Consider the following 23,579-nt stretch of genomic DNA (forward strand, 5'->3'; position numbering starts at 1 on the left):
GAACGTGTAGTCCGTGGTGCCGCTGTTGCCGTCGTCCATCAGGTTCTTCGACACCAGCAGGTGCAGCACCTGCCCCGCCGAGCCGCTGAAGGTGTAGCGCCCGTTCTGCCCAACGCCCAACTTCACGGTCTTGGGCTCCGCAGTATCGATGCCGATCGTCCCGCGCACGCTCTGGACGAGGTTGACATTGACCGTACCGGTCTCGGTGCCGGTCGGCCGCAACACCATCGTGTAGGTGCCGCCGTTGCTTCCGATGATGTTGACGAAGTCTTCGACGCCGTCCTTGGCCGTGGACAGGCTTTCCACCTTCGTCCCGTCGGGCCGGTACACCTCGGCAGTGACGGCGCCGGGGAAGGTGCCGCTGCGGGTGACGAGGTTGAGGTACTGCCCCGCCGGTGCGTCAAAGATCACGAGCGCCTTCTTGCCCGGCGTCGAGATCGTGATCGGCCGCATCGGGCCGCCCACGGTCAGGCGCGTCTTCACCTCGAAGTCCGTCGCCGCGTACCCGGCGGGCACAGCGTAGAAATCGGTCGCGCTGACGGCCTTGCCGTATTTCGTCGTCACGCTGATCTGGCCGGACGGCACACCCGCCGGCACGTTCGTCTTCAGCAGCGTCGGCGACGGGCTGTCCGCATCGGTGAGCGTGCGCGCATACGCCTGGCCGAAGGCAATCTTGTTGTCCGTGGCCGCTGCCTGGTAGTTCGTTCCGGAAATGCTGACCAGATCGCCCGTCTTCCCGATGTCCGGCGTAAAGCCGGTGATGGTCGGCATCGGCACGCCCACGCCCACGACGAAGTTCGTCGCGCTCGAGACGTTGCCGCTGGCGTTGCTCACCGAGATCTTGCCGGTGGTCGCACCGCTCGGGACCTTCACCGTCATCACGTTGGCCGTGGCGCCCGGCTTCACCGTCGCCACCTTGCCATTGAACTTCACCACGGTGTTCGGTGCGGTGAAGTTCGAACCGTACAAGGTCACCGACGTGCCCACGGGGCCCGCATTCGGCGTGAACTCCACCAGGCTCAAGGCATCGGCGGCCGTGCGCCGCACGCCGTTGATGTTGCCGGCCGGGTCGTAGCTGTACTGGACGCTCGCGCCGTCAGGCGCCACCGTCTGCACCAGCCGCCCGATCTCGTCGTACACATAACTTACTTGCGCCATGGCCAGCGGGCTCAGCAGCAAGGCCAGCGTCAACAGCAACCACCGTTGACCACCCTGCGCCCGTTGAAGCCCTTGCACGAGTGCGCCGCGCGCACCCAGCCAATGACGGACGTTGCCGCCTCCCCCGCGATGCATGAACATCACTCCCCCCTGAAAGAAGCCTCGATCTCTGCTTGCCGGTGACCTGCCACGCGCCTCGCTCGAGGGTGGTACTTCGCGTCCCGGATCGTCGCTGCCGAACCCGGCGTCGGGTCGTCAGCTGTACGTTACGCAGGAATGTTAGGGGCGGCCAACTGTGGCCAACAATCTCAGTTACCTTGCGTTACGGCATGGGGCTCTTGCGTTGCAGTTGGGCAGGGCCTTGTTGCACCCGGGTAGGTTGGCGTCTCACTTCGAGGGTTGGATCGCCGCGCCGCGCAAGACCGCCACCACCTCGCCGACCAGCCTGCCGACGGTCTCGACGTCACCCCCTTGGCGGTAGCTGACACCGAGCCGCACGATCACCAGGTCCAGGCTCGGCACGATGACGATGAACTGGCCCAGGTAGCCGCGGGCGAAGAAGGCTTCGGACGGCGCGCCGGGCAGGCCCCAGTGGCCGGGCAGCGGATGCCGGTCGTGGCGGTGGTTGAGCCAGAAGCCGCGGCCGTAGCCGGCGTCCAGCGTCGGTGTACGGGCCTCGTGCACCCAGCCTTCGGGCAACAGGCGCCGGCCGTTCACCACCCCATCGTTCAGATACAGCAGGCCGAAGCGGGCCCAGTCGCGTGCGCTCGCGAAGAACAGGTTGGCGCCCATCGGTGTGCCGGTCGCATCGATCGTCAGCACCGTGTCGCGCATGCCCAGCGGTGCCATCAGCTCACGCTCGGCAAAGGCGTTGAAGCCTTCGGCGCTGCCGCCGTTCAGGTCGCGCAGCACGCGCGACAGCACCGTCCAGCCGGCGTTGCTGTAGGCGAAGAAGGTGCCGGGGTCGGTCTCGGCGGGCACGCGCATCGCAAACGCCGCCGGGTCGGGCTCGACATGCCACATGCGGGTCGCGCCGTCCCAGCCGCGGTTGGCCTCGTCCCACGGCAGGCCGCTGGCATTGGCCAGCAGCAGATTCGGCGTGATCGTGGCGCGTGGATCGCCGGGCGTTTGCCATGCCGGCAGCTGCAGCGGGGCGTCCGGGTTCAGCCGGCCCTGGCGTACCAGCACGCCGACCAGCGCATGGACGACCGACTTGCTGATCGAGTGGCCCGCCAGCGGCGTGTCGGCCCGGATGTCGTCGGCATAACGCTCGGCCAGGATGCGCCCATGCTGCACCACCAGCACCGCCTGGGTCCGGCGGGGCGTGGCGCCGGCCGTCTCCTGGAAGGCCGCGTCGACGGCGGCCGCGAGGCGCGGATCGCGTGCCGGCACCGGTGCCGGCACGGCGAGGCCGGGGAACGGGTCGGGCTGCGCCACCCGGGCCGTCCGGGCCAGCGGGGGCAGCGGCGCGTCACCGTGCACCACCGTGCAGCCACCACCTTCGCGCCATGTCGCCCGGCCCAGCGCCTGGCCGGCGAAGGTGGTGCGCACCTCATGGCGTTCGGCGTCGACCTCGCTGCGCAAGCCCCAGGCGATCAGCCCCATGCCGCCGGCCGGGCGCATCTCGTCGTCGGCGGCGCGCTGCGGGTCCAGCCGCGACACGAAGGCCGCGTTGCACATCACCTCGCTGGTGGCGGCAGTGGCAATGCGCACGGCCCGGACGGGCGGCAGATCGGCGCAGCCGGCCAGGCCGGCGGTCAATGAAACGGCAACCAGCGCCAGCAGGCGCTGCAAGGGTGACGACATCAAACGGCTCCACACCGGGAGCAACGGCCCCCGTTCGCCATGCATCGTCGCGACGGTGTGACGCAGGGTCTTGCCGAAGGTTGCCGGCACCTGGCCGATTGCAGCAATCGGCCAGAGATTTTAGGTTTCGGCCAATGCCGCCTTGGCGTCGGCCGGCCGGTAGCCGTTGGCGAATGCGCTGAAGTTGCAGTGCCCCAAAGCCAGCCCCGGCCACACGCGCCAGCGCGCCGCATCGTCGAACAAGGCGCGGGCCAGCACGGTGTCAGACGCCGCGCGCGCGGTCGGCCGCGAAGCGGGCGCGGAAAGCGGCGAACTGGCCCGCGTCCAGCGCATCGCGCACTTCCTTCATCAGGTTCAGGTAGTAGTGCAGGTTGTGGATCGTGGCCAGCATCGGCGCCAGCATCTCGCCGCAACGCTCCAGGTGGTGCAGGTAGGCGCGGCTGAAGCCGCCTTGGCCACTACCGTCACCGGCGCAGGCGTAACAACGGCAGCTTTCGTCGATCGGCCGCTCGTCGCTCTTGTGGCGCGCATTGCGAATCTTCAGGTCGCCGAAGCGCGTGAACAGGTGGCCGTTGCGTGCATTGCGGGTCGGCATCACGCAGTCGAACATGTCGACGCCGCAGGCGACGCCCTCGACCAGGTCTTCCGGCGTGCCCACGCCCATCAGGTAGCGTGGCTTGTGCGCCGGCAGCCGGTGCGGCGTGTGCGCCATGATGCGCAGCATTTCTTCCTTCGGCTCGCCGACCGAGACGCCGCCGATCGCGTAGCCGGGCAGGTCGAGCTCGACCAGCGCCTCGAGCGACTCCTGCCGCAGGTGTTCGAACATGCCGCCCTGCACGATGCCGAACAGCGCGTTGGGGTTTTGCAGGCGTTCGAACTCGACCATGCAGCGCTTCATCCAGCGCCGGCTCAGCTCCATCGAATGCCGCGCCTCGGCTTCGGTCGTCAGGTGGCCCTTGGTCTCGTAGGGCGTGCACTCGTCGAACTGCATCACGATGTCCGAGTTCAGCACGGTCTGGATCTGCATGCTGATCTCGGGCGTCAGGAACAGCTTGTCGCCGTTGACCGGCGAGGCGAACTTGACGCCCTCTTCGCTGATCTTGCGCATCTCGCCCAGCGACCAGACCTGGAAGCCGCCCGAGTCGGTCAGGATTGGCTTGGCCCAGTTCTCGAAGCCATGCAGGCCGCCGAAGTGCTGCATCACGTCCAACCCGGGGCGCATCCACAGGTGGAAGGTGTTGCCGAGGATGATCTGCGCGCCCATGTCGTGCAGCGAACGCGGCAGCACGCCCTTGACGGTGCCGTAGGTACCCACTGGCATGAAGATCGGCGTCTGCACGACACCATGGTTCAGCGTCAGGCGGCCGCGCCGCGCGTGGCCTTCGGTGGCCAGGAGTTCGAACTGGAGCATGCCCCGGATTGTCGCTGGCTAGAACAGCGTAAAGAGCTGCGCCCAGGGGATGCGCGCCCGCAGCAGCGACGGGTTGACCGCTGCGACCACCGTGTGGCCGGGCTGGCTGGTGTCGCGCCGTACCGGCGTCAGGCGCGCCTCGCCGCTGGCGTTCTGCAGCGCGATCGCGATCGGCGCGTTCATCGCGGTGCCGCGCCGCAGCACCAGCGCCAGCTCGAGCGAAGCCAGGCGCACCACCGTGCCGGGCGGGTAGAGCCCGAACTCCTTGGCCAGCGCCAGCGCGATCGGGTCTTTCGCATGGCGCAGGTACAGGCGCCGCACTGCGGCGTCTGGCAGCAAGGCCGGGCGCTGCGCGCGGGAGCCGAAGCAGGCGCAGTAGATGTCGATCATGTGCAGCCGGCGCGCCTCGGGCAGCGGCCCGGCCTTGCCGGCTTCGGTGCTGGCGCCGGCCTCGTGGTGCTGCTCGACCATCGCCAGCCACAGCGGCTCGGTGACACCAGCGGACCGCAACATCGCTGCGCTGTGCTTCGGGTGCTGCTGGATCTGGTCGCGCTGCGCCGGCTTCAGCGGGCCCGCCTGGTGGGTCAGCCGGTCCTGCAGTTGCAGCATGCCCAGGTTCATCGTCAGCGCGGCGGACAGCGGCACCTCCAGCGTCGCCGGCTCGGCGCCGTCCTGGCGCAGCGCGAGCAAGGCCCAGGTCGCCGCCACACGGGCCGAATGGGCCACGCTGTAGGGCAGCTCGGCGCTCAGGTCCGGGTGCGCCAGCAGCGCTTGGGCCATGTCGGGGTCGCTCTGCACCAGCGCAGCCAGCTCGATGGCGATGCCGCGGATGCTGGTCTCCAGGCCCTTGGCCGCTGGGGCCTGCAGCGTCACGTTCAGGCGCGTCATCAGGCCGCGCCACTGGTTCAGCCGCCGCTCGCCGAGTGGCAATTCGTTGTCGCGCTGGCCGGCATGCACCTCGTCCAGGTCGACGAAGGCGCCGCGCTCGAGCAGCGCCTGGCGCATCGCGTCATCGGTGATCAGGTTGCCGCGGGCCAGCAGCAAGCCGCCCTGGGCGTCGCGCACGCTGAAAGGCAGGGGGGCCGCGCCTTTGACCTGCGCAGCAACCTGCCCCAGCGGCACGAGTTTCATGGCATGGTGCGGGCGCGGTCCAGCAGCATCGCGTCGCCGTAGCTGAAGAAGCGGTAGCGCGCTTCGATCGCATGGCGGTACAGCGCCATCACATGCTCATGGCCGGCGAATGCGCTGACCAGCATCATCAGCGTGCTCTTGGGCAGGTGGAAGTTGGTGATCAGCCGGTCGACCACCTCGAACTCGAAGCCCGGCGTGATGAAGATGTCGGTCTCACCGCGCTGTGGGGCGATCAGGCCCTGGCCTGGCGTGCGCTTGGCGGCCGATTCGAGCGCCCGCAGCGTCGTGGTGCCGGCGGCCACGACGCGACGGCCGGCGGCTTTGGTTTCGCTGATCGCCCGGACCGTGGCCTCGGGCACCTCGAACCACTCGCTGTGCATGCGGTGCTCGGCCAGGTTCTCGCTGCGCACCGGCTGGAAGGTGCCGGCGCCGACGTGCAGCGTGACCCGGGCGTTGGATACGCCGCGCGCCGCCAGCGCCGCCAGCACACCGTCGTCGAAATGCAGCGACGCGGTCGGTGCCGCCACCGCGCCGGGGCGGTCGGCGAACACCGTCTGGTAGCGCTGCTCGTCGTCCGGCGCGTCGGCGTGGGTGATGTAGGGCGGCAGCGGCACATGGCCGTGGGCCTGCAGCAGCGCGAACGGATCGGCCGGAAAACGCAGGCGGAACAGTGAATCGTCCGGCCCGGCGCGGCCCAGCACCTCGGCATCGAAGCCGGTCACGCCGCCGGGCCCTGCCTGGCCGAAACGCACGCTGCTGCCCGGCTTGGGCGACTTGCTGGCGCGCAGATGGGCCAGCACCTGGTGCGGCGGCTCGCCGGCGGTGTCGGGCAGGATCCGCTCGACCAGCGCCTCGACCGCGCCGCCGGTGGGCTTCTCGCCCAGCAGCCTGGCCTTGATGACGCGGGTGTCGTTGAACACCAGCAAATCGCCCGGCGCCAGCAGCGAGGGCAGTTCGCGAAAGACCCGGTCCACCGGGCGTTCACCGCGGCCGTCGAGCAGGCGCGAGGCGCTGCGTTCGGGGCTCGGGTGCTGCGCGATCAGTTCAGGCGGCAGCGTGAAATCAAAATCGGCGAGGGTGTAGGTACAGCGGTTTTGGACGGGCATGGGCTTGCAGGCTTCACCGGCCTTCAAACACGATGGCCGGATTGTTCCACGCCAGCGCCAGGCCGTCATGGCCCTGCGCGCGGCGTGCCCGTCTTAGGCGGCGCCGGGGCGATTCGGTTCCGCGCTGGGCGGGCCGGATCGTGCAGTCTTCAGTCGGAAGGGGCGGCCGGCGCCTGGACGGCGGCCGGGCTGGCCTGGGCACGGGAGTCGGAGCGGTCCCAGGCCCATGCGAAGGCGACGCCCAAGCCCAGCACGGTGGCGATCAGAACGAACAGGCGAAGGGCAAATCGCATGGTGAAAACTGCTGAGATACGGCGCGGACGGATTGTCCTGTGATTTCGGCACAACGGCACTCAGGGTTCGTGAGCAGTCGCAAGCAGGGGTCACCGCCTGTGGCGTAAGTGCTGCATTGGGGCGCCCGGTGGCCGCAGTGACAATGCCGCGCATGCCCAGCCCGACGACCAGCCCCGCCGCCAAATCCGGCCCGGCACGAGCGCTGGAAACGCTGGGCCTGAACACGCCGATCGCGCTGGCGCTGCACCTGCCGCTGCGCTACGAAGACGAAACCTCGCTGACCCCGCTGGCCCAGGCCCGACCCGGCGACACGCTGCAGATCGAGGCGGTGGTGCAGGACGCACGGGTCGAGCTCCGCCCGCGGCGCCAGCTGGTGGTGCGGCTGGTCGACGACGTCGGCGAAACGCTGGTGCTTCGCTTCGTCAACTTCTACCCCTCGCACCAGAAAACGCTGCAGCCCGGCGCCCGCATCCGCGCGCGCGGCGAACTGCGCGGCGGCTTCTTCGGCCGCGAAATGGTTCACCCACAGTTCAAGGCGGTGCAGCCCGACACCCCCTTGGCGGCGGTGTTGACGCCCGTCTACCCCACCACCGCCGCGCTGCCACAAGCCTATCTGCGCAAGGCGGTGGCATCGGGCCTGCTGCGCGCCAACCTGGGCGAGGTGTTGCCAGCCGGCGTGGTGCCCGCCGGTCTGCCGCCGCTGCGCGAGGCCCTGCTGTTCCTGCACCACCCGCCACCGAACACCGCGCTGGCCACAGTGGAAGACCACAGCCACCCGGCCTGGCAGCGGCTGAAGTTCGAAGAGCTGTTGGCGCAGCAGCTGGCGCAGGCGCAATCGCGGCGTGAACGGGCACTGCTGGCCGCGCCGGTGCTCGTCGCCCGGCCCGACGGCCTGCACGCGCAACTGCTGGCCACGCTGCCGTTTCGCCTGACCGGTGCCCAGCAACGCGTGACGCACGAGATTGCCGCCGACCTGGGCCTGGGCCGGCCGATGCACCGCCTGCTGCAAGGCGACGTGGGCGCCGGCAAGACGGTGGTCGCGGCACTGGCGGCCGCCGTGGCCATCGACGCCGGCTGGCAATGCGCGCTGATGGCACCGACCGAGATCCTGGCCGAGCAACATTTCGCCAAGCTGGTGCAGTGGCTGCAGCCGCTGGGCGTGCAGGTGGCGTGGCTCACCGGCAGCAAACGCGGCAAGGCACGCGACCGTGCGTTGGCGGCGGTGGCCAGCGGCGAGGCCGCGCTGGTGGTCGGCACCCACGCGGTGATCCAGGGCGACGTGCAGTTCGCGCGGCTCGGGCTGGCGGTGGTCGACGAACAGCACCGCTTCGGGGTCGCGCAGCGGCTGGCGCTGCGACGCAAGCTGCAGCTGCCGGGCGAACGGCAGACGGAGCCGCACCTGCTGATGATGACCGCCACGCCGATCCCACGCACGCTGGCGATGACCTACTTCGCCGACCTGGAGGTATCGACGATCGACGAACTGCCGCCCGGCCGCACGCCGATCGTGACCAAACTGATCGCCGACAACCGGCGCGACGAGCTGATCGCGCGCATCCGCGACGAGATCGCCCAGGGCAAGCAGATCTACTGGGTCTGCCCGTTGATCGAAGCCGCCGAAGACACCGGCGAGGCTCCGGCCAAGCCCGCGCGCGGCAAACCGATGGCCGAGCTGCGCAACGCGACCGAGACCCACGCGCAGCTGAGCGCCGCGTTGTCCGGCGTCGAGGTCGGCCTGATCCACGGCCGGCTCAAACCCGCCGAGAAGGCCGCGGTGATGGCGCGCTTCAAGGCCGGCGAGCTGGCGGTGCTGGTCGCCACCACGGTGATCGAGGTCGGCGTCGACGTGCCGAACGCGAGCCTGATGGTGGTCGAACACGCCGAACGCTTTGGCCTCGCACAGCTGCACCAGCTGCGCGGCCGGGTCGGCCGCGGCGAGGTCGCCAGCGTCTGCGTGCTGATGTATTCGACGCCACTGTCGGACAGCGGCAAGCAGCGCCTGCGCGCGATGGCCGAGACCAACGACGGCTTCGAGATCGCACGCCGCGACCTCGAGATCCGCGGGCCGGGCGAGTTCATGGGCGCGCGCCAGTCCGGCGATGCCTTGCTGCGTTTTGCCGATCTGGCCGAAGACGCCCCCTTGCTGGCCCAGGCGCGCCGCCAGGCCAGCTGGCTGCTGGACCGTCACCCGCAGGCCGCGCAGGCCCATGTCACACGCTGGCTGGGGCATCAGCTCGACTACTTGAAGGCGTGACGCCAAGAGCGCCAGGGCACTCGGCAACACCGGCTTGGCCGGCGCAATGATCAACAAGCATCAACTAGACATCATGGTCACTCGCCAACTGGCGGGTGACGTCATGCCCGGTGACGCGTGAAGAGGCGTTAACCCGCCCCCCAGTTCTCGGGATGGTTGGCGTGCCCCGCTGACGCCGACAGTCGGCGCAGCACCTGCCCGGTCCAGCTGCCGCCCCGGCCGCAGGTGCAAAGACTGCGGCCCGCGACGCCGGGCATGCCGGTTCCCCCCAATCCCAACGTTGGAGACACCATGACCAAGTTCACCTTGATTCATCAAGCGACGATCGCTGCTTTGGCCTCGTTGGCTGCGCTGACGGCACAAGCCGCCACGCCGGCCGCCGATCACCCGGCCGTGCAGCGCGCGCTGTCGCAGTTGAAGAGCCAGGGGGCCGTCGCCGGCCACGTGTCCGCCAGCGACAGCTTCCGGGCACGCGACCTGGTCGCCGACGCCGACGGTTCGCAGCATGTGCGCTTCACCCGCCAGTACCGCGGCCTGCCGGTGATCGGCGGTGACCTGGTGGTGCACCTGTCGCCCAGCGGCCAGCTCCAGGACCTGTCGATCTCGCAAACCGCGCGCATCGCGCTGGACGTCAAGCCGCAGCTCAGCTCGCGTGACGCGGGCGCCAAGGCCCTGGCCGCCTTCCCGCATCGCGACGGCAGGCTCGACAGCCTGCGGCTGGTCGTCTACGCACGCGACACCCACCCGCAACTGGCCTGGGACGCGCTCGTCAAGGGCGTGCAGGCCGACGGCACGCCGAGCGAACACCACGTCATCCTCGGCGCCGGCGGCAAGGTGCTGGACCGCTGGGACGACATCCACACCGGCGACGATGTCGGCCAGGGCCGCACGCTGTACGCGGGCAACGTGACGCTGCACGACAAGTACAACGCAACGACCGGCAAGTACAAGCTGAAGGATCTGACCCGCGGCAAGCACTACGTGGTGGACATGAAGCACACCACGGGCAGCGAAACCATCTTCACCGACACCAACAACGTCTGGGGCAACAACGCCGAGTCGAGCAACGAGACCGTCGGCGCCGACGCGGCCTACGGCCAGAACGTGACCTGGGACTACTTCAAGAACGTGCACAACCGCAACGGCATCGCCGACGACGGCCGCGGCGCCCGTTCGCGCGTGCACTACGCGAACAACTACGACAACGCATTCTGGAGCGACAGCTGCTTCTGCATGACCTATGGCGACGGCAGCTTCTTCAACCCGCTGGTGTCGATCGACGTGGCCGGCCACGAAATGACCCACGGCGTGACCTCGCGCACCGCCGGCCTGATCTACTCGGGTGAATCGGGTGGCCTGAACGAAGGCACGTCGGACATCTTCGGCTCGATGGCCGAGTACTACGCGAACAACGCGAACGACCCGGGCGACTACCTGATCGGTGAGAAGCTGTCGAACCCGCCGCTGCGCAACATGATCAACCCCAGCAGCGACGGCGTCTCGGCCGATTGCTGGTACTCGGGCGTCGGCAACATCGACGTGCACTACTCGTCGGGCGTGGCCAACCACTTCTTCTTCCTGCTGGCCGAAGGCACGAGCAACGGCTCGCCGTCCAAGACCTGCGTCGCCGGCAACACCCGCGTGGCCACCGGCAACGGCTCGGTGAACGGCATCGGCCGCGAGAAGGCCGGCAAGATCTGGTACCGCGCGCTGGCCACCTACATGACCGCCAGCGAAACCTTCGCCAAGGCCCGCCTGGACACGGTCAAGGCCGCGACCGACCTGTACGGCGCCGGCTCGGCCGAAGTGGCCGCGGTGCACGCCGCCTGGACGGCCGTCAACCGGCCGTAACTGGGCCCCCACGCCCCTCTCGGGGCTGCCCCCCAAGGGGGCTCGCGCAGCGGACCGGCTGAGCCGGATCCGCGCACGCCACTTGGAGAGCGCCAATGAAAGAGGCCACCTGCCGGTGGCCTCTTTCATGGCGCCAACTCGGAGCGGCGCCTTGCACCGTCCGGGCTGAGTCAGTCGAAGCCCCGACATCGACCAGACCACGCAGCGGACCGGCAAAGCCGGATCCGCGCGCGCCCTGGATGGAGCGGCCCGCTTCCGCGGTCCTGAGAAAACGGCGCCCGGGGGCAGAATGCGCCCATGACCCTGACCGAGTTGCGCTACATCGTCGCCGTGGCCCGCGAGCGCCATTTCGGCCGCGCGGCCGAAGCCTGCTTCGTCTCGCAGCCGACACTGTCGGTGGCGATCAAGAAGCTCGAAGAAGAACTCGACATGAAGATCTTCGAGCGCGGCAGCAACGAGGTCACGATGACGCCGCTGGGCGAGGCCGTCGTGCGCCAGGCGCAACAGGTGATCGAGCAGGCGCAGGGCATCCGCGAGATCGCCAAGCGCGGCAAGGACCCGCTGGCCGGCCCGCTGCGGCTGGGCATCATCTACACCATCGGGCCCTACCTGCTGCCCGAGCTGGTGAAGAACGCGATCGAGCACACGCCGCAGATGCCGCTCATCCTGCAGGAGAACTTCACCGTCAAGCTGCTGGACATGCTGCGCACCGGCGAGCTCGACTGCGCGATCATGGCCGAGCCCTTCCCGGACACGGGCCTGGCGATCGCGCCGCTGTACGACGAGCCGTTCATGGCCGCCGTGCCGAGGACCCACCCGCTGGCGTCGCGCGAGCGCATCACGTCGGAAGAGCTCAAGCGCGAAACCATGCTGCTGCTGGGCACCGGCCATTGCTTTCGCGACCACGTGCTCGAGGTCTGCCCCGAGTTCGCGCGCTTTTCGAGCGATGCCGAGGGCATCAAGAAAAGCTTCGAGGGCTCGTCGCTGGAGACGATCAAGCACATGGTCGCCTCGGGCATGGGCGTCACCGTGGTGCCGGCGCTGTCGGTGCCACGCGAGCCGCAGACCCATGTGGTGTTCATCCCGTTTGCCGAGCCGGTGCCCACGCGCCGCGTCGTGCTGGCCTGGCGCAAGACCTTCACCCGCTACGAGGCGATCGCCGCCTTGCGCAACGCGGTCTACGCCTGCGAGTTGTCGGGGATGAAACGGCTGACCAGCTAACGCGCGCTGGCGGCCATCGCGGCACTTGCGGATGTGTCGCTTACGAAGTCTCGGCGTTGTTCCCGGGGCCCTGCCGTCATAGGGTTGAGGTGTCTCTGATGCATGGCGGGGTTGTCCCTGCGCATGCCACACACAAAACCCAAAGGGAACAACAACATGCAGATTTCAGACGTCGGCACGTCTGGGGCCTATTGGGCGCCCCCCGCCGCGGCCCTGCCACCTCCACCGCCGCCGCCGCCTCCCCCTGCGCCGCCGCGCTACACCGAGCAGCAGGCCACCTCCGACGCCAAGCGGTTGTGGGACGCGACCGAAGGCGGCCTGTTCGGCTGGGGCACCGACGAAGACCAGGTCTGGTCGACGCTGAAGGACAAGAGCGCCGACGAACTGGCCCTGCTCAGCCGGACGTTCAAGCAGAACTACGGCAAGGACCTCGACCAGGTGCTGCGCGACGAACTCAGTGGCGACGAGGCGAAACGTGCCGAATCGCTGCTGCAGGCGAACCCGTCGGACGCCAATGCCGTGGCGCTGCACAAGGCGATCGACGACCGCTCCAACGACACGGTGCTGGACCTGGTCGACGGCCTCGATGCGAAAGGCCGGCAAGACCTGGCGCAGGCCTATGCCAAGCGCTACGGCGGGCCGGCCGACCCGCAGGACGCCGCCCAGTACCTGCTCAAGCAGATCCAGGGCGGCGACCCCAACGAGGTGCCTCGGCTCTACCTGACCCCTGAAGAGAGCACCCGGCTGACGAACCTGCTCGCGCCGCAAGGTGGCAACACGGCGGCCGGCGAAGCGCAGGCGGACGCGGCGAAGGCCAAACAGGCGATGGACGGCTGGGGCACCGACGAAGGGACACTGCTGGACATCTTCCGCGGCAAGACGCCCGAACAGGTGAAGGCCATCTCGACCGCCTACCAGGTGGCCTATGGCGACGACCTGAAAGGCCGCCTGGACGACGAGTTGAGCGGCACCGACCAGGACGAGATTTCCCACCTGCTGGAAGCGCCCACCAGCGATCCGGCGGCGAAGGCCACCTGGCAGGCCGACGACAGCGCGATCCAGGTGCAAAAAGCCGTCGACGGCATGGGCACCGACGAAGACGCGCTCAGAAGCGCGCTGCAGGGCAAGACGCCCGAGCAGATCAAGGCCATCAGCACGGCCTTCGAGAAACGCTACGGCGTCGACATGAAGAGCCGCCTGGAAGAAGACCTGAGCGGCGACGACAGCGCCGGCATCCTGCACCTGCTGCAGGCGCCGGCGGCGAAGGGCCCGGCCGCCGCCTCCTGGCAGATCGACCACGATGCCATCGAGCTGCACCGGGCGCTCGATGGTGCGGGGACCGACGAAGACAGCGTCCGGCAGATCCTCGGCGCGCACACCAAGAGCGAGATAGACGCCGTGGCCGCCGCCTACCGCGAGCGCTACGGCAGCGACTTGCGCGCGGACCTGACCGACGACCTGGACGGCCGCGACGAGAAGGAGCTGGTCGGCCAGCTGTACGACCGGGGTGCGATCGACATGAAGGCCGACCCGGCCACCGTCATCGCCGAGCAGAACCGGCGCACACGGGAGCTGCAGGCCTTCGAAGGCGACACCAGCGGCGTCGGCTTCGCGCAGCAGCTGTTCCGCGCCGACTTCAGCTTCGAGACCGACGGCGAGCGGCTGGAGCGCACGCTGGACGCCTCTGAAGCCGCGCTGAAGCAAGGCGACATCGAGACCGCCGCGCGCTACGCCGGCTTCTCGGAAGAGAACATCAAGACGTTGGTCGAGACCAAGAACCAGGCGGGCGACACCGCGGCGACGGTGGCGGCGGTCACCGCCTCGGTGGTCGTCACGGTCGGCACCGCAGGGACCGCGGCGCCGCTGACGGTGGCCGCGATGTCGGCCCTCGCCGCGGGCGTGTCGAGCGGCACGGCCTACACCGTCGTCAACTCGCAGGCCGGCGGCACCGAAGTGGCACGGCAGGTGTTGATCGGCACGGCATCGGGCGCGACCGGCGCGGTGCCGATCGGACGGGCGGCATCGCTGGGCACCGGCCTGGTCGACGATGCCGCCGTGGCGACGACGCGCAGCACCGCGCTGGGCACGCTGCGCAGCAAAGCCGGCAACGAGATGATCATCGGTGCCCAGTCCGGCGCGGCCGATGGTGCGGTGCGCACCTCGACCGAAAGCGAAACCTGGAAAGGCGGTTTCCTTGATGGCCTGAAGCAGGTCGGGACGAACACCGTCGTCTCTGGTGGTGCCGGGGCGTTAATGGGGCTGCTGTCACCGACACCGCGGGGGGCTTTGTCCCGCAGCGCCGGGGCGGCCGACAACGCCGACAACTTGGCACCCGGGATGCCCAGTCGCATTGACGAGGCGCGCAAGCACCCGTTGACCGGCGATTCGATCCCGCGAAACAGCGACCGGCTGGTGGTCAGCCAAGGGAGGTTGCCAACCTGTGGCGCCAATTCTTGTGTCATGGTGCTCGACACCCACGGAAAGACGGTCGATGTGGGCGTCTTGATCGACCGTATCGGGCCAGAGCCCCGCGGCATCACGATGCACGAAATTCAAGGTCTCTTGAAATCGGAAGGAATCAGCGCCTCCCTCTTCAAGGGCCGGACTGTCAAGGATTTGGCGCGCTACACACAAGACGGTCTGCCGGTCATCGTGAGAATCAGGAATGAGGAGAACGGTTTCTCCCACGCTGTGGTCGTCGACGCGGTCACCACACGACACCGCATGGAGGTCGTCGCCATTCGAGATCCGCACGGCAGGCAGTACTACAGCCCCGCCAGTACATTCTCCAAGTACTTCAGCGGCGAAGTCGTCATCACCCGGAGGTCACCGTCTTGAAACTCCACATCAACATTCCGGACAATCTGGTCAATCGACAGCTCGTCGCGCAGAAAGACATTCCATCCGTCTGCTTGATCGGGACGACTTTTGAAGTCCACCTTCAGAGCCCTTTGACCAAGGCCGTGGGTACTGTTCAAGACTGGGACCGTCAAGCCATAGAGGACCGTGCCCCGGCCGTCGCAGGGGGGGACTGGACTCACCATCGACATAGCCTCATCACGTTGCGCGCAGTGTCCGCCGGTGTCTATGAGATCCTGGACCTGGCGGTCTTCTATGAGGCGCATGGATGGCTGAAGATACTGGCCGACGGCGCCTATGCACCGCCCCCGGACCTCTGGGATGAAGAGTAAGACGCCCGAAAACCATCCGAATCAGCCCTGAAAAAACTCAGCGCATAAAGTAGCGTCGCTTGCATCACCCTCAGGAGCGACGAGATGGCGAAAACTAAGAGCAAAGGCCCGGCCGGTACCGGCGTGGCGATCAACATCGGCATCGGCGACAAGGACCGTGCGGCGATCGCTGGCGGGTTGGCCAAGCTGCTGGCCGACACCTACACGCTGTACCTGACGACGCACAACTTCCACTGGAACGTGACCGGGCCGATGTTCAACACGCTGCACGCGATGTTCATGGCCCAGTACACCGAACTGTGGAACGCTGTCGACCCGGTGGCCGAACGCATCCGCTCGCTCGGCCACCCGGCGCCGGGCAGCTATGCCCAGTTCGGCCAGCTCAGCTCCCTGAAGGACGCGCCGGCCACACCACCCAAGGCGCTGGAAATGGTGCGCATCCTGGTCGAGGGGCACGAGGCCGTCGCCCGCACGGCGCGCAGCATCTTTCCGCTCGCGGACAAGGCGGGCGACGAGCCGACGGCCGACCTGCTGACGCAGCGCCTGACCGTGCACGAGCAGACCGCCTGGATGCTGCGCAGCCTGCTCGAGGAGTGACCCGCTCGCACCGGCCCCGTCGATGCGCCTGAAGCACATCGAGGCCTTCAACGCGGTGATGCTGACCGGCACGGTCAGCGCCGCGGCACGGCTGCTGCACGTCACGCAGCCGGCAGTGACGCAGACGCTGCAGCATGCCGAACTGCAGCTCGGCTTCAAGCTCTTCACGCGGCAGCGCAACCGGCTGGTGCCGACGCATGAAGCCCAGGCGCTGTACCCCGAGGTGCAGCGCCTGATGTCGCAGCTCGAATCGGTGCGCCGGCTGGCCGAGGCCCTGGGCAGTGGTGAAGGCAGCCAGCTGCGGATCCTGGTCGTGCCATCGCTGGCGGTGAGTGCGCTGCCGGCTGCGCTGCAGCGCTTTCGTGCCCGCCACCCCGAGATGCCGGTATCGATCCGCACGCTGCACTCGAGCGAGATCACCCGCGCCATCGCGCTGCAAGAGGGCGACGTCGGCATCGTCTACGGCAGCTCGCCGCACCCGGCGTTGCACCAGGAAGCCGTGGCCACCGGGCGGCTGGTCTGCGTGTCACGCGTCGGCCGCGCCGCTGCCGACAGGCGCAGCACCGTGGCGCTGGCGGACGTGCTTCGCGCACCGTTCATCCGCATCGACGAACGTGATCCGCTCGGCGCGATGCTGGCCGACCAGTGGGCACGGCTGGGCCTGGCACCGCAGGCCGGCATCACCGTGCAGACGCACCACATCGCGATGGTGCTGGCCGAGCAGGGCTTCGGCCCGGCCATCATCGACTCGTTCACCGCGCAGGCCAGCCACCGGGACACGCTGCACGTGCGCACCGTGCTGCCCGAGGTGCCGGTGCAGGTGACGGCGCTGTTGCCGCAAGGGCTGCGCTCGCCGCAGCCGGTGGCCGACTTCATCGCCGCTTTCCGCGCGGTCACGAGCCCGCCGGCCTGAGCCTCGGCACTGCGCTGGTGGCCAGTCAATCGACGGCGACGATGGCCTCGATCTCGACCGCGAAGCCCATCGGCAGCGAGCCGACGCCGATGGCCGAGCGGGCATGTTCGCCCCGCTCGCCCAGCGCCTGCACGAACAGCGCCGAGCAGGCGTCGATGACCTCGGTGTGGCGCGTGAAATCCGGCGTGGCGTTGACCATGCCGAGGACCTTGACCACCTGCCGCACCCGCGAGAAGCCACCCAGCGCGTGCTGGATCACCGCCAGCAGGTACAGGCCAACGTCGTGGGCGTGCGCCTGCGCCTGTTCGATCGACACCTCGGCGCCGACCTTGGGTACCTGACCGTGCCCCGGCCGCGCCGGTGCGCCTTTGCCGGACAGATACAGCATCGAGCCCGCCAGCTGGAACGGCTGGAACCGGCCGCGCGGCGGCGTGAGCGTCGGCAAGCTCAGCCCGAGCGCCTGAAGGCGTTGCACCACGGGATCGTCCATCTCGTTGTCCTTTCTTGTCGCCTGGCCATGCTAACGGCCGATTGGGGCGCATGCCGGACGCATCAGGCTGGCGAGCCGGGCCGCACTGCCGGCTGCCAGCGTCAGGCCCAAGGCGCCATGGCCCACGTTGAGCCACAGGTTCGGGCAGGGCGTCGGCCCGATCCGCGGCTGGCCGTCGGGCGTGGCGGGCCGCAGCCCGGCCCAGGGCTGCGCGCCGTCGAGGTCGCAGGCACCGGGGAACGCCTGCTGCACGGCATCACCCAGCATCTGCAGCCGCGCGAACGCCAGCCTGAGGTCGGAGCCGACGAGTTCGGCGAAGCCCGCCACACGCAGCGTCGGGCCCAATCGCGCGAAGACGATCTTGCGGGCGGCGTCGGTCACGCTGACCTGCGGCGCCGCCGCCGCGTCGGCCACCGGCAACGTCAGGCTGTAGCCCTTGATCGGCTCGATCGGCAGCCGCAGGCCCAGCGGGCGAACCAGGGCCGGTGCCGCGGCGCCCGCCGCCAGCACCACGTGGTCGGCGGCGATGCACTCCCCCGACGCCATCCGCAAGCCGCCGACACGCGACCCGTGCCGGTCGAACCCAACGACCTGTTCGCCCAGCCGCAATTCGGCGCCGCTGGCTCGGGCCAGCGCTTGCGACAGCCTCGCCCCATCGATGACCTCTTCGCTGTCGGTCCAGACGCCAAAGGCGATTTGTTCCGCCATCGACGCAGCCAACGCAGGTTCGAGCGCCACGCAGTCGTCGCGATCGACCAAGCGCTGCCGGCAGCCCAGCGCCTGCTGCCAGACGAGCTGACGCTGCAAGGCGGTGCGGGCGGCTGCATCGCGGTACAGCACCAGCTTGCCCGGGCGCGCATGGTGCAGCGCCTGGGCCACGCCGGGCATCTCGGCCAACCAGGTGTGCAAGGTCTCGCGGCTGAGCGACGACAGTGTCAGCAAGGCCTCGGTGGTGCGGCGCACCTGCACCGGGCGGCAGGCACGGACGAAATCCAGCAGCCAGCGCCAATGGGCCCACTCGGCACGCGGGCGCCACCGCAGGGGGCTGCCTTTCGCGATCAGCCAGCCGGGCATGGCGCGCAGCGCGGCCGGCGTGGCCAGCGGTTCGACATAGCTGTAGCTCAGCTGGGCGCCATTGGCCAGGCTGGCACCCTGCCCCACCGCCGGCAGCGCGTCGATCAAGGTGACACGCCAGCCATCGCGCGCCAGCGCATAGGCCGTCGCGCAGCCAACGATGCCGGCGCCGACGATGCAGGCGTGTCGGCGCGCCATCAGGCCGCCTGCCGCCGTTGGCCCAATGACCACGCCACGGCCCGCTGCGCCAGCGCGGCGGTTGCATCGATCACCGGCAGTGGCGCGTTGGCCGCGTCGAGCACCAACGGAATCTCGGTGCAGCCCAGCACCAGCGCGCTGGCGCCCCGCTGCTTCAAGGCCAACGCGGCGGCGAGCAGGCGATCGGCGCCGCCCGGCAGATCACCCGCCTTGACCGCCGCAATGCCCGGCATGACCCAGTCCAGCATCTCGCGCGCCGTCGGCAGCAGCCACTGCACGGCAGGCGCGCCCTGCGGCCGGCGGTTGAGGTACAGCCCCGAGGCGAGCGAGGCGTCGGTGGCGAGCAGCCCGATGCGCGCGGACGGGCCGGCCAGTGCCACCGCGTCGTGCAGCGCGGCGTCGACCAGGTGCAGCATCGGCAGCTCCAGCGCCTGCTGCAGTTCGTCGAACCACAGGTGCGCGGTGTTGCACGGCATCACGACCATCTGCGCCCCGGCACCGGCCAAGCGGCGGCCGCTGGCCACCAACGCCGCCAGCGGGGATTCGCCATCACCACGGAAGGCCTGGTTGCGGTCCGGCACCTGCGGGATCGAGCTGACGACCACCGGCACATGCTCCTGGTCGGTGGCCGCGGGGGTGGCCAGCAGCATCTTGTGCATGAAGTCGATGGTGGCCAACGGACCCATGCCGCCCAGGATGCCGACCACGCCGGCCGCAGCGCTGCTGTCGCTCACGGCGGAGCTCAGGTGGCCGGCTTGTCGGACAGCGCCTTCAGGTTGTCCCGCAGTTGCGGGCTCATCGGCGCATTCAGGTTGATGCCCTTGGGCGGGATCGGCGACAGGAACCACTTCTTGTACAGCGCCTCGAACTCGCCGCTCCTGATCAGCGCCGCCAGCGTGTCGTCGACCAGCTTCTTGAAGGCCGGGTCGTCCTTGCGCAGCATGATGGCGTAGGGCTCGACCTGGATCGCCTCGCCGACCACCGCCATCTCGGCCGGGTTGGGCAGGCTGGCGCGAAGACCGTAGAGCAGGATGTCGTCCATTCCGAACGCATCGACCCGCCCCTGCTGCACGAGCAGGGCGGACTCGGCGTGGTCCTTGGCCGCCATCAACTCGAAGCCGAGCTTGCGTTCGGCGTTGACCTTGCGCAGCACCTGGTAGTTGGTGGTGCCGGTGGTCGAGACCACCTTCTTGCCGTTCAGGTCGGCCAGCGATTGCACCGGCGAGCCCGCCTTCACCAGCAAGCGTGTGCCGGTGTAGAAGTAGTTCGTCGCGAACGCCACCTGCTTGGCGCGTTCGCTGTTGTTGGTGGTTGAGCCGCACTCGATGTCGATGGTGCCGTTCTGCAGCAGCGGAATGCGGTTCTGCGAGGTCACGGCCTGGGTCGCCACCTGCAGGTCGGCGCGGCCGGTGGCCTTCTTGACCTGCTCGACCACCTTGGCGCAGACCTCCCAGCCAAAGCCCGTGGGTCGCGCATCGGCGCCAAGGTACGAGAACGGGATCGACGATTCGCGGTAGGCCAGCACCAGGCTGCCGCTGGCCTTGACCTTGTCGAGCGTGGATGAAGCCTGGGCGTGCGCGCCGCCGCCGATCAGCGCGATGAGGCAGCCGCACGCGGCCAAGGATGGGGACAGGCGCATCGGAACTCCTTTCAAGCGGCGACAGGCCGCAGGCATGGTTCCGATGCTAGGCAGTGGCGGCGCCGGCGTGCATCGCATTTGCGCGGCCAACCATCAGGCGGCCTGATGGTTGGCCACCTCGCCCACGCGCGCGCGGCGTCAGCGTCGCTTGAAGCTCGAGCGCACGACGTGCAGCAACAGCATCGCGCTCAGGCCGCTGGCCACCGCCGGCTGGCGGCTGACCAGCTCGGCGACCTGGCCGAACACGTCCGGCGCGGTCTGCTGCAGGTAGGCCGACAGTTCCAACACCTGGTCGGCGTTGATGCGCGCTGTGTCGTCCACCGTCACCTGCAAGTGATCCCAGCCGTGGCGCTGGCGCAAGGCCGCGAACACACCATTGGCGACGGCCACCAGCCCCAGGGCGCCCATGGGCCGCATCAGGCATTCGATCAGCTGCGCCCGAAAGGCAAGCGGCGCTTCGCGAAACACGCCGGAGACATACAGCGGCACCAACGCGGCGCCGGCCTCGCCGCTGGGCGCGGAGGATTGCAGGGCTTCGTTCATGATCGTTCGATGCTGCGAGCGGCGCGTTGGCCAGGCGTGAAGCCAACGTAAAGAACGGTGACATGCAGCGACGACGTCCAGCATGCCCGGGTCCAGCAATCACCGTGCCTTGACGCACTGCCGCGCGCTAGCCTAGCCGTCCAACGTCTTCGGCCAACTGGCCTTCAGCAACCGTGACAGCGCACGATCGGCGAGCAGCTTGCCGCCGGTTTGGCAGCGGGCGCAGTAGTTGGTCTCGTTGCTGGCATAGACGATGCGCTGCACCGGTGCGCCGCAAACCGGGCACGGTTGGCCGAAGCGGCCATGCACCGCCATCTCGGACCGGAATGCCGTCACACTCTTCGGCCAGCCACCACTGCGCGCAGCCTCGTCGCGCAGGCGCTCGGTCCATTCGGTGAGCACCTCGCGCGTCGCGTTGAACAAGCGCGCCCGCTCGTCGGCGCCGAGCGCCGTGGTCAGCGTGACGGGCGACAGCCGCGCGCGGTGCAGGATTTCATCGGAGTAGCTGTTGCCGATGCCACTGAAGGCCTGCGGTGCGGTCAGCGCCCGCTTCAAGGTGTGCTTGCCGGCCAGCAGGCGGGCGTCGAACTCGGCCTGGCTGGCCTGCAGCACCTCCAGCCCGCCGGGGTCCATGGCCGCCAATGCCTCGCGACCGACGACCAGATGCAGCGATGCGCGGCGCTGTGTGCCGGCCTCGGTGAAGACCAGCGTGCCGGCGTCGAACTCGAAGAAGGCCAGCGCCCCTTTGGCCGGCGGCTTGGCGCCGGCCGGGTACCAATGCAGGCGGCCGGCGATCATCAGGTGCAGCACCAGGAACCAGTCCTGCGACGGTTCGTCGGGCACGTCGCCTTGCAACACGATGACGACCCGCTTGCCCAACCGTTCGACGCCGTGCACCGACCGACCCTCCGCCGCGTTGATGGGCGGCACCGCGGTGCGCAGCAGGAACGGGTTGGCGATGCGGATGCGCCGCAACACCCCACCCCCTAGCTTCGCAGCCAGGCTCTCGGCGTAGACAGAAACGTCAGGGAGTTCAGGCACGGTGCTGGCATCATCGCAGCCTTTCGCGGACCAGGAGGAGGGACATGACAACGACCACCAGCACAGGCGCCCAGCGCTTGGCACTCGCCGCGGCCACGCTGGCCGCCGCCTTCAGCCTCGCCGGCTGCGGCAAGAGCAAGACCGATCTCGGCGAAGGGGGCGCGATCGTCACCGGCTCGGCGGGCCCGACCGGTGCCCACAACGCGGCGCGTGAACTGCAGCGCTGTGATGCGCCGGTGGCCACGCTCGCGCTGGTCGAGAACCCGCACGGCTACACCTACTCCAGCAGCTACCACCTGCCGCCGACGCCGCTGCCGCTGGTGCGGCTGCTGGCCCAGCAGAGCAACTGCTTTCGCGTCGTCGACCGCGCCGCCGGGCTGCGCGGAACGATCCAGGAGCAAGAGCTGAAAGACGCCGGCGTGCTGCGCAAGCAGGGCAACACGGTCGACAAGGGCAAGGGCTACGAAGCGCAGTACACCTTGACGCCGAGCCTGACCTTCTCCGAGAAGGACGCCGGCCGCGAGATCGGCGGCATCCTCGGCATGATTCCGGTGCTGGACAAGCTCGTCGGCGTGGCCGAACACGTCAAGCTGAAGGACGCGCAGGTGGCCCTGCTGCTGACCGACAACGAGACCACCGAACAGGTGGCCGCAGCGACCGGCTCGGTGCGGGTGACCGACCTCGGCATGGGCGGCATGGTGCTGGGCAAGCTGGGCGGCGCCGCCGGCGCCGGCTGGAGCAACAGCAACGAAGGCAAGGTGATCGCCGCGGCCTTCCTCGACGCGCACAACCAGCTGGTGGCCGCGGTGCGCGAGCTGCAGGCCAAGGACCTGCCACCACCGGTGCCGACGAAGGTCGGCCAACGCAGGTCCTGACCGCTGCGGGCGCATCGGACGGCCCGCTGGCCCCCGGGGAAGCGGGCAGCCGATAATCCACGTCTGCACGGCCTGGACCTTCGGCCGTTTCTTCTTCTCGCCGCCCGGCCCGCGCGCCGCGGCGCCGCGCTTGACCTGCCATGGCCTCCGACCTCACGCCCCATGTGCGCCGCCGGCGCACCTTCGCGATCATTTCCCACCCCGACGCGGGCAAGACCACGCTGACGGAAAAGCTGTTGCTGTTCTCGGGCGCGATCCAGATCGCCGGCTCGGTGAAGGCGCGCAAAGCCAGCCGCCATGCGACGTCCGACTGGATGGAGATCGAAAAGCAGCGCGGCATCTCGGTGGCGTCGTCGGTGATGCAGATGGAGTACCGCGACTGCGTCATCAACCTGCTCGACACGCCCGGCCACCAGGATTTCTCCGAGGACACCTATCGCGTGCTCACCGCCGTCGACGCGGCGCTGATGGTGATCGACGCGGCCAACGGCGTGGAGCCGCAGACGCGGCGCCTGCTGCAGGTCTGCCGCGCGCGCAACACGCCGATCCTGACGTTCGTCAACAAGATGGACCGCGAGGTGCAGGAGCCACTGGCGCTGATGGACGAGATCGAGCGCGAGCTCGGCATGGGTGTGGTGCCGTTCACCTGGCCGGTCGGCATGGGCAAGGTGTTCCACGGCGTGATGGATCTGCGCGAGAAGCAGATGCGCGTCTTCAAGGGCGGCGAGGACCGCAACAAGCAGGACGATGACGAGATACTGGCCGGACTCGACAACCCGGCCTACG

Annotated in this window: 22 protein-coding genes; 9 read left to right on the forward strand and 13 right to left on the reverse strand. The window is 69.0% G+C overall.

Annotated elements, in window-relative coordinates; genetic code table 11:
• From VFY73_RS26735 to VFY73_RS26765, 7 genes are all read right to left on the reverse strand, one after another.
• A partial coding sequence (locus tag VFY73_RS26735) for an IPT/TIG domain-containing protein (protein ID WP_329724626.1) occupies window positions 1-1,293 on the reverse strand: 1,293 nt, incomplete at its 3' end.
• 252 nt (window positions 1,294-1,545) lie between these two features.
• Window positions 1,546-2,964 carry a serine hydrolase gene (locus tag VFY73_RS26740; RefSeq protein WP_329724627.1) on the reverse strand — a complete coding sequence of 473 codons (1,419 nt, stop codon included), beginning with the start codon at window positions 2,962-2,964 and terminating at the stop codon, window positions 1,546-1,548.
• 120 nt (window positions 2,965-3,084) lie between these two features.
• Window positions 3,085-3,222, reverse strand: coding sequence for a hypothetical protein (locus VFY73_RS26745; RefSeq protein WP_329724628.1), 138 nt, complete (start codon window positions 3,220-3,222; stop codon window positions 3,085-3,087).
• A 4-nt stretch (window positions 3,223-3,226) separates the two neighbouring features.
• Window positions 3,227-4,375, reverse strand: coding sequence for a tRNA guanosine(34) transglycosylase Tgt (tgt, locus tag VFY73_RS26750; protein WP_329724629.1), 1,149 nt, complete (start codon window positions 4,373-4,375; stop codon window positions 3,227-3,229).
• Between the two features lie 18 nt (window positions 4,376-4,393).
• On the reverse strand, window positions 4,394-5,506 hold the full coding sequence (locus tag VFY73_RS26755; protein WP_329724630.1) for an HD-GYP domain-containing protein: 1,113 nt from the start codon (window positions 5,504-5,506) through the stop codon (window positions 4,394-4,396).
• Window positions 5,503-6,612: a tRNA preQ1(34) S-adenosylmethionine ribosyltransferase-isomerase QueA gene (gene queA / locus VFY73_RS26760; protein WP_329724631.1), complete on the reverse strand. Its 1,110-nt coding sequence runs from the start codon at window positions 6,610-6,612 to the stop codon at window positions 5,503-5,505. The genes VFY73_RS26755 and queA overlap by 4 nt, the downstream gene beginning before the upstream one ends.
• Window positions 6,613-6,761: 149 nt before the next feature.
• Window positions 6,762-6,905 carry a hypothetical protein gene (locus VFY73_RS26765; protein WP_329724632.1) on the reverse strand — a complete coding sequence of 48 codons (144 nt, stop codon included), beginning with the start codon at window positions 6,903-6,905 and terminating at the stop codon, window positions 6,762-6,764.
• 143 nt (window positions 6,906-7,048) lie between these two features.
• Between VFY73_RS26765 and recG the strand changes: the two genes are divergently transcribed.
• The 7 genes from recG (at window position 7,049) to VFY73_RS26800 (ending at window position 16,933) form a co-directional block, all read left to right on the forward strand.
• A complete protein-coding gene (gene recG, locus VFY73_RS26770; RefSeq protein ID WP_329724647.1) occupies window positions 7,049-9,160 on the forward strand; it encodes an ATP-dependent DNA helicase RecG in 2,112 nt (703 codons plus the stop codon).
• A gap of 291 nt (window positions 9,161-9,451) precedes the next feature.
• Window positions 9,452-11,011 (forward strand): M4 family metallopeptidase, encoded by a 1,560-nt coding sequence (locus VFY73_RS26775; protein ID WP_329724633.1) that lies wholly within the window; start codon window positions 9,452-9,454, stop codon window positions 11,009-11,011.
• 297 nt (window positions 11,012-11,308) lie between these two features.
• Window positions 11,309-12,232 carry a hydrogen peroxide-inducible genes activator gene (locus VFY73_RS26780; RefSeq protein ID WP_329724634.1) on the forward strand — a complete coding sequence of 308 codons (924 nt, stop codon included), beginning with the start codon at window positions 11,309-11,311 and terminating at the stop codon, window positions 12,230-12,232.
• 156 nt (window positions 12,233-12,388) lie between these two features.
• Entirely contained in the window at window positions 12,389-15,070 is a 2,682-nt protein-coding gene (locus VFY73_RS26785) for a cysteine peptidase family C39 domain-containing protein (RefSeq protein WP_329724635.1), read from the forward strand.
• Complete coding sequence (locus VFY73_RS26790; protein ID WP_329724636.1) at window positions 15,067-15,423, forward strand: hypothetical protein; 357 nt, start codon at window positions 15,067-15,069, stop codon at window positions 15,421-15,423. The genes VFY73_RS26785 and VFY73_RS26790 overlap by 4 nt, the downstream gene beginning before the upstream one ends.
• An 84-nt stretch (window positions 15,424-15,507) precedes the next feature.
• Window positions 15,508-16,020 (forward strand): Dps family protein, encoded by a 513-nt coding sequence (locus VFY73_RS26795; protein WP_329724637.1) that lies wholly within the window; start codon window positions 15,508-15,510, stop codon window positions 16,018-16,020.
• Window positions 16,021-16,042: 22 nt separating this feature from the next.
• Window positions 16,043-16,933, forward strand: coding sequence for a LysR family transcriptional regulator (locus tag VFY73_RS26800; RefSeq protein WP_329724638.1), 891 nt, complete (start codon window positions 16,043-16,045; stop codon window positions 16,931-16,933).
• Between the two features lie 25 nt (window positions 16,934-16,958).
• On the opposite strand, the gene VFY73_RS26805 is transcribed toward VFY73_RS26800, so the two are convergent.
• The 6 genes from VFY73_RS26805 to VFY73_RS26830 all read right to left on the reverse strand — a co-directional run bounded on the left by VFY73_RS26805 (window position 16,959) and on the right by VFY73_RS26830 (window position 21,918).
• Complete coding sequence (locus VFY73_RS26805) at window positions 16,959-17,423, reverse strand: RidA family protein (protein WP_329724639.1); 465 nt, start codon at window positions 17,421-17,423, stop codon at window positions 16,959-16,961.
• 30 nt (window positions 17,424-17,453) lie between these two features.
• A complete protein-coding gene (locus tag VFY73_RS26810) occupies window positions 17,454-18,695 on the reverse strand; it encodes a D-amino acid dehydrogenase (protein ID WP_329724640.1) in 1,242 nt (413 codons plus the stop codon).
• Window positions 18,695-19,429, reverse strand: a complete 735-nt coding sequence (locus tag VFY73_RS26815) for an aspartate/glutamate racemase family protein (RefSeq protein ID WP_329724641.1) — start codon at window positions 19,427-19,429, stop codon at window positions 18,695-18,697. Before VFY73_RS26815 ends, VFY73_RS26810 begins: the two co-directional genes overlap by 1 nt.
• A gap of 8 nt (window positions 19,430-19,437) precedes the next feature.
• Window positions 19,438-20,334 carry an amino acid ABC transporter substrate-binding protein gene (locus tag VFY73_RS26820; protein WP_329724642.1) on the reverse strand — a complete coding sequence of 299 codons (897 nt, stop codon included), beginning with the start codon at window positions 20,332-20,334 and terminating at the stop codon, window positions 19,438-19,440.
• A 138-nt stretch (window positions 20,335-20,472) separates the two neighbouring features.
• Window positions 20,473-20,877: a hypothetical protein gene (locus VFY73_RS26825; protein WP_329724643.1), complete on the reverse strand. Its 405-nt coding sequence runs from the start codon at window positions 20,875-20,877 to the stop codon at window positions 20,473-20,475.
• A 132-nt stretch (window positions 20,878-21,009) separates the two neighbouring features.
• Window positions 21,010-21,918, reverse strand: coding sequence for an Fpg/Nei family DNA glycosylase (locus VFY73_RS26830; protein WP_329724644.1), 909 nt, complete (start codon window positions 21,916-21,918; stop codon window positions 21,010-21,012).
• 44 nt (window positions 21,919-21,962) lie between these two features.
• Here VFY73_RS26830 and VFY73_RS26835 point away from each other — a divergent pair, with 44 nt between their 5' ends.
• On the forward strand, window positions 21,963-22,793 hold the full coding sequence (locus tag VFY73_RS26835) for a CsgG/HfaB family protein (protein ID WP_329724645.1): 831 nt from the start codon (window positions 21,963-21,965) through the stop codon (window positions 22,791-22,793).
• Window positions 22,794-22,933: 140 nt separating this feature from the next.
• Window positions 22,934-23,579, forward strand: a 646-nt coding sequence (locus VFY73_RS26840; RefSeq protein WP_329724646.1) for a GTP-binding protein, incomplete at its 3' end; no start/stop codon positions are given.

The sequence above is a fragment of the Ideonella sp. genome (assembly GCF_036277275.1).
Classification (GTDB): Bacteria; Pseudomonadota; Gammaproteobacteria; order Burkholderiales; family Burkholderiaceae_C; genus Ideonella.